General features: G+C 67.3%; 11 protein-coding genes. 2 read left to right on the forward strand and 9 right to left on the reverse strand.

From position 1 onward, the window contains the following. The first annotated feature begins 59 nt into the window (after positions 1-59). The gene (locus A5622_RS06600) at positions 60-527 is read left to right on the forward strand and encodes an MmpS family transport accessory protein (RefSeq protein ID WP_197498087.1); all 468 of its coding nucleotides are present in this window, start codon (positions 60-62) and stop codon (positions 525-527) included. After that, complete coding sequence (locus tag A5622_RS06605) at positions 524-3,424, forward strand: RND family transporter (protein WP_066877423.1); 2,901 nt, start codon at positions 524-526, stop codon at positions 3,422-3,424. The genes A5622_RS06600 and A5622_RS06605 overlap by 4 nt, the downstream gene beginning before the upstream one ends. A gap of 20 nt (positions 3,425-3,444) precedes the next feature. Here the strand turns inward: A5622_RS06605 and A5622_RS06610 are convergent, their stop codons facing one another. The 9 genes from A5622_RS06610 to A5622_RS06650 form a co-directional block, all read right to left on the reverse strand. Then, positions 3,445-4,278, reverse strand: a complete 834-nt coding sequence (locus A5622_RS06610; RefSeq protein ID WP_066877425.1) for a DegV family protein — start codon at positions 4,276-4,278, stop codon at positions 3,445-3,447. Positions 4,279-4,283: 5 nt separating this feature from the next. Continuing rightward, entirely contained in the window at positions 4,284-5,108 is an 825-nt protein-coding gene (gene octT, locus A5622_RS06615; protein ID WP_066877427.1) for a diglucosylglycerate octanoyltransferase, read from the reverse strand. Beyond that, positions 5,098-5,772: a glucosyl-3-phosphoglycerate phosphatase gene (gene gpgP / locus A5622_RS06620; RefSeq protein ID WP_066877429.1), complete on the reverse strand. Its 675-nt coding sequence runs from the start codon at positions 5,770-5,772 to the stop codon at positions 5,098-5,100. The genes octT and gpgP overlap by 11 nt, the downstream gene beginning before the upstream one ends. Further along, entirely contained in the window at positions 5,769-6,164 is a 396-nt protein-coding gene (gene rsfS, locus A5622_RS06625) for a ribosome silencing factor (RefSeq protein ID WP_066867105.1), read from the reverse strand. The genes gpgP and rsfS overlap by 4 nt, the downstream gene beginning before the upstream one ends. Beyond that, the gene (gene nadD, locus A5622_RS06630; RefSeq protein ID WP_082994539.1) at positions 6,161-6,829 is read right to left on the reverse strand and encodes a nicotinate-nucleotide adenylyltransferase; all 669 of its coding nucleotides are present in this window, start codon (positions 6,827-6,829) and stop codon (positions 6,161-6,163) included. Before nadD ends, rsfS begins: the two co-directional genes overlap by 4 nt. Before the next feature lie 67 nt (positions 6,830-6,896). Continuing rightward, complete coding sequence (locus tag A5622_RS06635) at positions 6,897-8,300, reverse strand: amidase family protein (RefSeq protein WP_066877433.1); 1,404 nt, start codon at positions 8,298-8,300, stop codon at positions 6,897-6,899. A gap of 292 nt (positions 8,301-8,592) precedes the next feature. Then, a complete protein-coding gene (locus A5622_RS06640) occupies positions 8,593-10,041 on the reverse strand; it encodes a VWA domain-containing protein (protein ID WP_066877435.1) in 1,449 nt (482 codons plus the stop codon). Positions 10,042-10,051: 10 nt separating this feature from the next. Then, entirely contained in the window at positions 10,052-10,927 is an 876-nt protein-coding gene (locus A5622_RS06645; protein WP_007769847.1) for a MoxR family ATPase, read from the reverse strand. Between the two features lie 37 nt (positions 10,928-10,964). After that, the gene (locus A5622_RS06650) at positions 10,965-12,224 is read right to left on the reverse strand and encodes a glutamate-5-semialdehyde dehydrogenase (RefSeq protein ID WP_066867095.1); all 1,260 of its coding nucleotides are present in this window, start codon (positions 12,222-12,224) and stop codon (positions 10,965-10,967) included. Positions 12,225-12,625: the final 401 nt, after the last annotated feature.

A 12,625-nucleotide genomic window follows, 5' to 3' on the forward strand; every position in this document is an offset into this window, starting at 1 on the left:
TGTTCCGTTGACAGTGGTGTCGTCGGCGACGGTTGGTGAGCTTTGCGGAAGGCGGTCAGGTGGTGGCTAGTCCAGACTCGGGTACCCGCCCCGGCCTTCTCAGCCGCGTATTGAGACGAGCGTGGATCCCGCTGGTGCTGGTGGTCGTTCTGTCACTGTCGGCGCTCATCGTGTCGCGACTGCACAAGATCTTCGGCTCGGAAGATCTCAACGCAAACGCCGGCAAGGGGATCGAAATCGTGCAATTCAACCCGAAGGTCGTCGTCTACGAAATCTCCGGTGCCCCGGGCACCACGGCGAACATCAACTACTGGGACGAGAACGCCAACACGCATCAGGTCAACAACGCCGCCCTGCCCTGGTCGACCACCATCTCGACCACGCTGCCCTCGGTGAGCGCAAACATCATGGCGCAGAGCGACGGCAGCACGATCAGCTGCAAAATCACCGTGGACGGCATTGTCCGGGACAACCAGAACTCCGCCGGCCATAACGCCCAGACCTTCTGCCTGGTGAAGTCTGCATGAGCGACGTGCACAATCAGACCGAGCGCGACCTGAGCGCCGCCGACACCGGCCCGATCGGCACCCGGGGGTTGTCGAAGGCCGAGCGCGGCCATCGGCCCTACCTCCCCCACGCGATCCGCATCTTCGCGATACCGATCATCATCGGCTGGGTCGCGATCACCGTGTTGGTGAACGTCATCGTGCCCACGCTGGAGAAAGTCGGCGAGGCGCACTCGGCGCCGATGACACCGCTCGACGCGCCGTCGATGAAGGCGATGATGCGCCTGGGCCACAACTTTCACGAGTTCGACTCCAACAGCACCGTCATGATCGTGCTGGAGGGTCAGCATCCGCTGGGCCCCGACGCGCACCAGTATTACGACAAGCTGATCCGGCAACTTCGCCAGGATCCCAAGCACATTCAGCACATTCAGGACTTTTGGGGCGACCGGCTGACGGCCGCGGGCGCGCAGAGCGCCGACGCCAAGAGCGCCTATGTGCAGGTGAACCTCGCCGGTAACCAGGGCACGACGCTGGCCAACGAGTCGGTGGACGCCGTGCGCAAGGTCATCGACGAGAACAAGGCACCGCCCGGTGTGAAGGCCTATGTCACCGGTCCCGCTGCGCTGTCCGACGACATGCACATCATCGGTAACGCCAGCCTGGCCAAGATCACGCTGTTCACCCTTGGTGCCATCGCGATCATGCTGCTGCTGGTCTACCGGTCCATCGTCACCACGCTCGTGCAGCTGTTCATGACCTTTGTCGCGCTGGCCTGTTCGCGCGGGGTGGTCGCGGTTCTGGCGTATCACAACGCATTCGGGCTCACCACCTTCGCGGCCAACATCCTCACCATGCTGGCCATCGCCGCGGGAACGGACTACGGCATCTTCCTCGTCGGCCGCTACCAGGAGGCGCTGGCCGCCGGCGAGGATCGAGAAGAGGCGTACTACACCACATTCAAGGGCGTCGCCCCGGTGGTGTTGGGTTCGGGCCTGACAATCGCGGGCGCGACCTATTGCCTGAGCTTTTCGCGGCTGCCGTGGTTCAACACCATGGGCGCGCCCGTGGCGATCGGCATGCTGGTCGTGGTGCTCGCCGGTATCACGCTGGGCCCCGCGGTGGTTTTTGTCGGCAGCCGCTTCCACCTGTTCGAAAGGCAGGCCAAGCGTGGTCGGCTGTGGCGCCGGGTGGGCACCGCCGTGGTGCGTTGGCCCGCACCGGTTTTGGCCGTCAGCGCCGCCATCGTGCTGGTCGGCATGATCGCCCTGCCGAGCTTCCACACCAGCTACAACGACCGCCACTACCTGCCGCTGTCAGCCCCGTCCAATCAGGGGCAAGAGGCCGCGAATCGGCATTTCTCCGAAGCGCGGATGAACCCCGACCTGTTGATGGTCGAGTCCGATCACGACATGCGCAACCCAGCCGACATGCTGGTATTGGACCGGGTGGCCAAGAACGAGATGCGCACGCTGGGCATCGCCATGGTCCAGGACATCACCCGGCCGCTGGGCATTCCGATCCAGCACAGCTCGATCCCGTTCCAGAACAGCGTCCAAAGCCAGACGACGATGCAGAACATGAGCTTTCTCAAGGAGCGCATGAACGACATCCTCAAGATGGCCGATGATCTGCAAACCCAGATCGACACCACGCAGCGCCAATACGAGGTGTCGCTGGATCTGGCCAACGCCGCCGACGACAGCGCGAAGACCACGGCGGTGACGTCGCAGATCACCGACACCCTGCGCGACCACATCGCCGACTTCGACGACACCTTCCGCCCGGTCCGCACGTACTTCTACTGGGAGAAGCACTGCTACGACATCCCGCTGTGCTACGGGCTGCGGTCCCTGTTCGACACTTTGGATGGCTTCGATCAGCTCGCGGAGCAGTTCCATTACCTCACGGGCGACATCCAGCACACCGCCAAAGCAACCCATGATCTGAATGCGTTGTTCCCCACGCTGATCACCACGCTGAAGACCACCCGGGGCATCACGCTGACGCTCTACCAGACGTTCAAGGCGATGATCAATCAGATGGAGGCGATGAGCAATACCGCCATCGTGATGGGGCAGAGCTTCGACGCGTCGAAGAACGACGACTTCTTCTACCTGCCGCCGGAAGCCTTCGACAACCCCGATTTCCAGACGGGTCTTCGGATGTTCTTGTCACCGGACGGTAAGTCGGCGCGGTTCTTCATCACCCATCAGGGCGACCCGATGTCGCCGGAGGGTATCGCGCGGGTCGATGCCGAACGCACCGCCGCGCAGGAGGGGCTGAAGCAATCCTCGCTCTCGGATGCCCGGGTGTATCTCGGCGGAACCGCCGCGACGTTCAAGGACATGGCAGACGGCGAGAAATATGACCTGATGATCGCCGTGGTGTCGGCCCTCACGCTGATCTTCATGATCATGCTGCTGTTGACCCGCAGCGTGGTGGCCGCACTGGTGATCGTCGGCACCGCGGCCAGCTCGATCGCGGCGTCTTTCGGTCTGTCCGTGCTGATTTGGCAGGACCTGTTCGGCATCAGGATCCACTGGATCGTGATGGCGCTGTCGGTCATCATCCTGCTGGCCGTGGGATCCGACTACAACCTGCTGCTCGTTTCCCGGTTCCGCGAAGAGATCCATCGCGGGCTCAAGACCGGGATCATCCGGTCGATGGCCGGTACCGGCGGTGTGGTGACGGCGGCGGGTCTGGTGTTCGCCTTCACCATGGCGTCCATGTTGGGCAGCGATCTGCGGGTGCTCGGTCAGTTCGGGTCGACCGTGTGCATCGGTCTGCTGCTCGACACGCTGGTGGTGCGCACGCTGCTGATGCCCTCGATCGCCACCCTGCTCGGGCGGTGGTTCTGGTGGCCGCAGGTGGTGCACCCCCGTGGGGATAACGCACGACGGCCGGTGAGCGCCTGATTCGTTAGTGGCGCCTGCAACTACTCCGGCGGCAGCGCCACGCTCACCGCGACCGCGCCCGCACCGACATGCAGCGCGAGCACCGGTCCCAGCTCGGTGATGATCGCCGGTTCGCACGCCGGCAGCCGCTCGCCCAGCGCTGAGGCCACCTCCCGGGCGCCATCCGGGTTGTCGACGTGATGCACCGCCAGGGCGGCGGCATCGTTGCCGACGACCTGGCAGACCCGGTCGATCATCGCCTCGGTGGCATGGCTGACGGTGCGGACCCGTTGGGCCAGAACGAGTTTGCCGTCATCGATACGCAACAGCGGCTTGAGCGCCAGCGCGGTGCCCAGCCACGCCTTCGCCCCGCCGATGCGTCCGCTGCGGCGCAGGTTGTCCAGGCGGTGCACCACGATGAAGGCATGCCCGCGGTCCACGGCCGCGTGCGCGGCGTCCGCGACGGCGTCGAGGCTTGCGCCGTCGGCCGCCGCCCGCGCCGCGGCCAGCGCGACGAAGCCGGTGCCCATCGCGGCCGACTTCGAGTCGACGACCCGCACGTTCGGGTCCAGGTCGGCCGCGGTGCGTTCGGCGGCCCGGCACGTTCCCGACAGCGCCGACGAAATATGTACGGCCACAACGCCGTCGGCGCCGCTGTCGGCCAGCGCCTGCTGATAGGCGTCGGCGAGTTCGGCCGGGGTGGCCGCCGCGGTGGTGGCCGCCAGTTTGTAGATGTCATCGGGAACGTCGTCCACACCGTCACGCAGATCCGCGCCGTCGAGCAAGATGTGCAGCGGAACGACCCGGATTCCCCACCTTTCGAGCAGGTCGGCCGGCAGCCGTGCCGACGAGTCGGTCACCACCATGACGGTCACCAGCGCTACCCGCGGGGCTTCTCGTTGGGCACGCCGGCCTGATTGCGCGGCGCCTCCTCATCGCGCTGCGCGTCCCCCGCAAGCGGGAGGTGCCCCCGCTGCATCGTTGCCACGCCGGCCTCGGCGAGCGCCTTGAGCATCAACTCCGCGACCGCCTGGTGGGCTTCGAAGTTCCAGTGAATCCCGTCCGGGTTTCCCCGACCGCTCATCACCTGTTCGGCGACAGCGGCTTTCAGATCGACCAGGGGCACGTTGTGGTTTTGCGCCCATTCGGTGATGGCGGCCGCCGTGCTCGCGCGGCCGTGGTGGGCCCGGCCGTAGGTGTCGGCGATGTGCACTGACGGCAGCGACGCCACGATCGGGATACCGGGCCGGTTGAAATCGATTGCGCCACGGGTCTGTTCGAGGTAATCCGCACTCAGGTGTGGTGGCAGCGCCGATCTGGCCACCGGCGAGAGCCTGGGCTGCAGCCAGCCATAGCCGTCGCGGACCCAGCGCCGCAGCCACGGCGGCCGCACATAGCGGATCAGCTCGCGCAGCGCGGTGGGCAACACCGACGGCAGCGAATCCATGCCGCCGGTCGCGAAGATGACCGCACCCGCCCTCGGTAGCGCCGCCCACGCCCGCGGGTCCTGGGTCGCCGCCCACCAGATGTCGCGGCACGTCCACCCGATGCGGCCGATCAGCTCGACGTCCCAACCCAGCTGCGCAGCAACGATATTCGGCCAGATCCGGGGATCGTCGGCGGGCAGCCCTCCCGTCGGGCCGTAGTAGGCCAGGGAGTCGGCGAATATCAGCAGGGTGGGCTTCGGCGGCCGCTCAGAGGACATCGTTGGACACCTGGGCCGAAGCGTTCCACACATCCAGACGCCAACGGATGCTGTCGAATTCGTCGGCCGGATCGTCGTTGTGGCCGGACAGCTGCACCCAGCTGGCATTGCCCATGCCACCCAGGATCGGCCAATTGGCGACGGGAAGCTTCAACAGCGCGGCCGACAAAGCGGCGATCAGCCCGCCGTGGGCCACCAGCACCACCGGGCGATCGGGCCCGTCGGGCTCGCCCCACTCCGGCTCGCCGGTCACCAGTTCGGCAACCAACGGCACGCTGCGAGCGGCGACGTCGACCCTGCTCTCACCGCCGTGCGGTGCCCAGGTGGCGTCTTCGCGCCAGGCCAGCCGGGCGCCGGGGGCCTGCGCGTCGACCTCGGTGTGCGTCATTCCCTGCCAGTCGCCGAGATGGGTTTCCCGCAACCGCTGGTCGACCCGGATCGGCAGGCCGGTCAGCTCCCCCAACCTGACCGCCGTGTCGTAGGCGCGATGCAGATCCGACGACACGATGAGCAACGGCTGCAGTTTGCCCAGCACCTCGGCGGCCGCGACGGCCTGGGCCCGGCCGAGTTCGCTGAGTTCGGAATCCAGCTGACCCTGCATCCGGCTGCCGGCGTTGAACTCGGTTTGCCCGTGCCGCAACATGATCAGACGACGGACCCTCATGACGCACCCGACTCATCGGAGTTGGCGCGGCCCTCATCGAGGTCTACCGGCACCACCGGGCAGTCACTCCACAGCCGGTCGAGGGCATAGAAGTCGCGGTCCTCCTGGTGCTGAATGTGGACGACGATGTCGCGGTAGTCCAGCAGCGTCCAGCGGCCTTCCCTGGTTCCCTCGCGACGCGCCGGCTTGTAACCGGCCTTGCGCATCTTCTCCTCGACCTCGTCGACGATGGCGTTGACCTGTCGCTCGTTGGAGGCCGAGGCGATCACGAAGCAGTCCGTGATGGCCAACTGCGCTGAGACGTCGATGACGATGACATCGTCGGCAAGCTTCGACGCGGCGGCACCGGCGGCCACCGTGGCCATGTCGATGGCCTCCTGGGTGGCGCTCATGGGTGATCCCCTGCGCTCAGGCGTATTTCGCTGGCCGGCACCGGCGGCACGACGTCGTCGCGGTAGAGCCGGCGCTTGGAGACGTACTGCACGACGCCGTCGGGCATCAGGTACCACAGCGGGCGGCGCTGCGCCGCGCGGCGGCGGCAATCGGTCGAGGAGATGGCCAGCGCCGGGATCTCGACGAGGGTCAGCGCGTCGTCGGGCAGCTCGCCGAGCACGCCGGTGACGTGTTCGCGGCGCAGCTCGTAACCGGGCCGGCTGACCCCGATGAAGCGGGCCAGCTCGAACGCCGTCTCCCAGCCCTGCCACGACAGAATGGAGGCCAGCGCGTCGGCCCCGGTGATGAAGTACAGCTCGGAGTCCGGGTTGAGAGCGTGCAGGTCGCGCAAAGTGTCCTTGGTGTAGGTGGGGCCGGCGCGGTCGATGTCGACCCGGCTGACCGTGAAACGGGGATTGGACGCCGTGGCGATCACCGTCATCAGGTACCGGTCCTCGGCGGCCGAGACGTGCCGGTCCTTCTGCCAGGGCTGACCGCTGGGCACGAACACCACTTGGTCGAGGTCGAACAGGTCGGCGACCTCACTGGCGGCAACCAGGTGGCCGTAGTGGATGGGGTCGAACGTCCCACCCATCACCCCTAACCTGCGAAGCTGCTTTTGCACGATTTGCCAGCTTACTTGAGCCGGTGTTACGGCCCGATTTCCCTGGTCGGGCGGCGGCGCTGCGACCCTATCCCGGCATCGGGTCGATCGGTGAGACTGCTGTACCCACAGCTTCGATCGCTTCTCCGGCGGCCAGACACAGGTCCTCGCGGTAGCGGCCCGCAACGATCTGCACGCCGACCGGCGTGCTGCCGAGCAGACCGGTCGACACGGTCAGTGCCGGCAGCCCGAGGTAGGGCAAACCGAGCTGGGTGAGCTGTGCGGCCCATACCCGCGCGAATGCGGCGTCGCCTTGCATATCGAGATGGTTCGCGAAAGGCAGCTCGGCGCTGACCGGTATCACCAGGACAGAGTAATTCTCGAACAGCGTCAGCCAGTCACGCAGAAGTGTGGCTCGGCGACTCAGCGACTTGGAGAACGCGGTCAGGTCGAAAGCGACGGCTTGCTCGCGCAGACGCGCCAGCACATTCAACGCGCCCGGGTCGCCCTCCCGTTGGGCAGCCGCAAGCTTGTCGTCGTACCCGTCAAGGAACGCGAGTTTGGTTTGCGCATCGGCTGCTTCGGCGAGTGGCGGGGTGGTGGCCAGCTCGTCCACGTCCCACGCCGCGGCTTTGAGCCGCTCGGCCGCGTCGCGGACCGCTTGCGCCACTTCAGGTCTGGTGCCAAGCCCGTCCGGCGCCACGCAGAAAGCCGCTCGCTTGGCCACAGGGGGCGGACCTGACAGGGGCGCGGGCACCCACCACGGGTCGCGGGCGTCTCGAGCCGCCATCGCCGCGAATGCCAGCCGGAGGTCGGCGACGCTGCGCGCTAACGGGCCTGAAACTCGCCCGAGCTGGGCGCCGATGGTCGGTTCGGGGAGAGAGGCATTGAATGCGGGGACGCGGCCAAGTGTCGGGCGCAACCCGTGTATCCCACACGCGTACGCCGGATAGCGGATCGAACCTGCGATGTCGGTTCCGTGGGCAATCGCGCCGATGCCCGCCGTGACTGCCGCGGCGGCCCCGCCCGACGAGCCACCAGGGGTTAGGTCCGCGTTCCGTGGGTTGCGGGTTTCCCCGTGCAATTGATTTGAGGTGAACCAACGGAGGCAGAATGCGGGCGCATTCGTCCGGCCGATGAGCACCGCACCGCTCTTCAGAAGATTGTCGACGACGGGGCTGTTGCTTTTGGCGATGAGGTCACGCTGTAGCGTCACGCCGTCGGTGGTGGCGTAGCCGGCCTGGTCGACGTTGATCTTCACCGTTACCGGCACACCGGCAAGCGGTCCAACCTCATCGCCGCGGCGCAGCCGTTCGTCGATCATGGCGGCGGCGGCCAATGCCTCGTCGCGGTGATGATCAACCACCGCATTGATCGCACCGTTGACGTCATCGAGCCGATCCAAGGCCGCCTCAACGACCTCGCGCGCCGAGACTTCGCGCGATCGGACCAAGCTGGCGAGTTCGGTCGCGGGCAGTTGCCATAGCCGCACTGGCGAAACTCCTTTGTTCGTCACGGGTGCTGCACGTACGACTCGCCCTAATCGTCGCCGTTGCACTTGACGACTTGCAATGACGATTGGGCGGGCACACTTGCGAAGTCGGGGTCGATTTTGACGTCGGTTTCGTGGCTCGGCCTGATGACTAGGGTGCTTGAGATCGTGCGGGCGGTCGTGATCCGCGCCGCGGGCGCCCGGCAACGCACCGCGACCGGCGCCCGGGAAGATGAGCGCCCTCCGCCGCAGTGGAGCATATGGCCATGCGGCGAGCGCTTCGGTGCCGAGGCTATACGGGCAGCAGCTGGTCGATCACCGCGGCCAACTGCTTGGCGGACCGGCATTCGTGCATCGGGATGACCTCTTGATAGCGCGGCACCGCCGAGTCACCGCTGCCCCACAGGTGCCTGGGCTCGGGATTCAGCCAGTGCGCGTGCCGGCTGGCGGTCACCATGTGACTCAGCAGCTCGATCTCCGGATTGCGGTAATTGGTGCGGCCGTCGCCGAGCACCAGCAGCGAGGTGCGCGGTGAGAGCACATTGGGGAACGCCTGCACGAACGACGCGAAGGCGTTGCCGTAGTCGGAGTGGCCGTCGCGGCTGTAGACGCCGGATTCGCGGGTGATCCGCTGAATCGCCACCGCCAGATCGGCTTCCGGGCCGAACATGTGGGTCACCTCGTCGGTGGTGTCGATGAAGGCGAACACCCGTACACGTGAGAACTGTTGGCGCAGAGCGTGAACCAGCAACAGGGTGAAATGGCTGAAGCCGGCGACCGAACCGGACACGTCGCAGAGCACCACCAGTTCCGGGCGCGCCGGACGTGGCTTGGCCAGCACGACGTCGATCGGCACCCCGCCGGTGGACATCGACTTGCGCAGCGTCTTGCGCAGATCAATCGTCCCCGCCCGGCTGCGCCGCCGGCGCGCCGCCAGCCGGGTTGCCAACGTGCGGGCCAGCGGCGCCACCACCCGGCGCATCTGGCGCAGCTGCTCACCGGAGGCGCGCAAAAATTCCACGTTCTCGGAAAGCTGTGGGATGCCGTACATCTGGACGTGATCGCGGCCCAGCTGCTCCGCGGTGCGCCGTTTGGTCTCGGCGTCGACGAGCTTACGCAACTGGCTGATGCGCTGCGCGGCAAGAGCTTTAGCGATTTCTTCCTGGCTGGGGGTGGGTTCGTCGCCGTACGAGGCGAGCAGTCCGGCCAGCAGCTTGCCCTCGAGTTCGTCGAGCGCCATCGCCTTGAGCGCCTGATACGACGAGAAAGACGGGCCGCGGCTGGAGCTGTATTTGCCGTAGGCCTCGACGATCCGAGCGATCATCGCGACCAGGCGCTCGTCCATGTCGGCGAGGTCGGGGTTCTCGGTCAGCAGATCGGCCAGCATCTGGCGCATCGCCTCGACGTCGTCGGGCGGCAACGCGCCGTCGTCGGGCGAGTCGTCGGCCTCGTCCTCGGTGACCACCGCGCGTGCGCCCAGCGCCGCCGGGAACCACAGGTCGAACATCGCGTCATAGGTCTCGCGGTGATCCGGGCGGCGCAGCACGGCGCACGCGAGGCCCTCGCGCAGCACCATGCGGTCGCCCAGGCCGAGCGTCGCCATCACCCGGCCGGCGTCCACCGTCTCCGAGGGGCCGACCGAAATCCCCGCTCCGCGAAGGGCTTCCACAAATCCCACCAGGTGGCCCGGCAGCCCGTGCGGGGCGAGCGGCCGGGTGGGTCGGACACGGCGGGTGGCCATCGCAGACTTCCTAATTCAGCCGCAGTTCGCCGGTCGCGCGCTGCTGATCGGATTGATGTTTGAGCACCACGCCCAGCGTGGCCGCCACGACGGCGTCGTCGATGGTGTCCAGGCCCAGCGCGAGCAGCGTGCGGCCCCAGTCGATGGTCTCGGCGATCGACGGGACCTTCTTGAGCTGCATCCCGCGCAGCACGCCGATGATGCGCACCAGCTCCTCGGCCAGGTGCGCGGGCAGCTCGGGGACCCGCGACAGCAGGATGCGGCGTTCCAGGTCGGGACTGGGAAAGTCGATGTGCAAGAACAGGCATCGACGCTTGAGCGCCTCGGAGAGTTCGCGGGTGGCGTTGGAGGTGAGCACCACCAGCGGCGTCCGCTCGGCGGTGATGGTGCCCAGCTCGGGGACGGTCACCGCGAAGTCCGACAGCACCTCCAGCAGCAGGCCCTCGATCTCGATGTCGGCCTTGTCGGTCTCGTCGATGAGCAGCACCGTGGGCTCGGTGCGCCGGATGGCGGTCAGCAGCGGACGTTGCAGCAGGAACTCCTCGCTGAACACGTCGTCTTTGGTCTGGTCCCAGTCCCCCGACCCGGCCTGGATACGCAGGATCTGCTTGGCGTGGTTCCACTCGTAGAGCGCGCGGGCCTCGTCGACGCCCTCGTAGCACTGCAGGCGCACCAGGCCCGAGCCGGTGGCCTGCGCGATGGCGCGGGCCAACTCGGTCTTGCCCACGCCGGCCGGGCCTTCCACCAGCAACGGCTTGCCGAGCCGGTCGGCCAAGAACACCGCCGTCGCGGTGGCGGTGTCGGGCAGGTAGCCGGTCTCGGCCAACCGCCGCGAGACGTCGTCGATGTCGTCGAACAACGGCTTGGACCGGGCGGGCACACTCACAATCGGTTCTCCTAAAGCACTTGCTGCACGCGGGGCATCAGACCGGACGGGTCTGTCCGTCTCCCCACGCGATCCATTTGGTCGAGGTCAATTCGGGCAGCCCCATCGGACCGCGGGCATGCAGTTTCTGGGTGGAGATGCCGATTTCGGCACCGAAACCGAACTGCTCGCCGTCGGTGAAGGCGGTGGACGCGTTCACCATCACCGCGGCGGCGTCAACACCGTCGGTAAACTTCTGCGCCGCAGCCATATTGGTGGTCACGATGGCCTCGGTGTGTCCGGTGCCGTACTCGTTGATGTGCGCGATCGCGGCGTCGATGCCGTCGACCACCGCCACCGCGATGTCCATCGACAGGTACTCCCGGCGCAGGTCGTCCTCGTGCGCATCCTTGGAGAATCCGCCGTGCACCGTCACGCCGGCGTCTTGCAGGGCGTTCACCAGCCGGGGCAGCGCCTCTTCGGCGATCGCGACGTCGACCAGCAGCGTCTCGGCGGCGTTGCAGACGCTGGGCCGACGGGTCTTGGAATTCAGCAGGATTCGCTCTGCCACGTCCAGGTCGGCGCCGTCGTGCACGTACACGTGGCAGTTACCGACGCCGGTCTCGATGGTGGGCACCTGCGCGTCGCGAACCACCGCGTTGATCAGGCTCGCGCCGCCGCGCGGAATCACTACGTCGACCAGGCCGCGCGCCTGGATCAAATGCGTCACGGTCGAGCGATCATCGGCCGAAAGTAATTGCACCGCATCGGCGGGCAGGTCCTCGCTGACCAGCGAGGCGCGCAGCACCTGGACCAGCGCCTGGTTGGACCGGGCCGCCGACGAACTCCCGCGCAACAACACGGCGTTGCCGGACTTCAGCGCCAAACCGAAAGCATCGACGGTCACGTTGGGCCGGCCCTCGTAGATCATGCCGACGACCCCGAGCGGTACCCGCTGCTGACGCAGCTGCAGCCCGTTGGGCAACGTGTAGCCGCGCAACACCTCCCCGACCGGGTCCGGCAGCCCGGCGACCTGGCGCAGGCCGGCGGCGATGCCCTCAACGCGCTTGGAGTCCAATGCCAACCGGTCCAGCATCGCCGCGGGCGTCCCGGCGGCCCGGGCGGCCTCGAGGTCTTCGGCGTTGGCCGACAGGATCAACTCGGTGTGGGCGGTGATCGCGTCGGCCGCGGAGCTCAGCGCCTGGTCCTTGGCAACCGTCGGCAACAACGCCAGGACACGGGATGCGGCCCTGGCGCGGCGTGCGGCGTTGTGCACCTCCTGGCGCAAGTCAGGAAGCGATGGTGCTTGCAGACTCATTGAACCAGGGTATCCGGCGAAAAAAGCCAGGGTGAGGCGGCCCGTTACCCCGACGGTGGCGACCCGCATCGCCCGGCACCGCCGCGCTCGCGATCGCCACTACCTCCGACGGTGGCGACCCGCATCGCCCGGCACCGCCGCGCTCGCGATCGCCACTACCACCGACGGTGGCGACCCGCATCGCCCGGCACCGCCGCGCTCGCGATCGCCACTACCACCGACGGTGGCGACCCGCATCGCCCGGCACCGCCGCGCTCGCGATCGCCACTACCACCGACGGTGGCGACCCGCATCGCCCGGCACCGCCGCGCTCGCGATCGCCACTACCACCGACGGTGGCGACCCGCATCGCCCGGCACCGCCGCGCTCGCGATCGCCACTACCACCGACGGTGGCGACCC

The sequence above is a fragment of the Mycobacterium sp. 1245801.1 genome (assembly GCF_001673055.1).
In the GTDB taxonomy this organism is placed as follows: Bacteria; Actinomycetota; Actinomycetes; order Mycobacteriales; family Mycobacteriaceae; genus Mycobacterium; species Mycobacterium europaeum_A.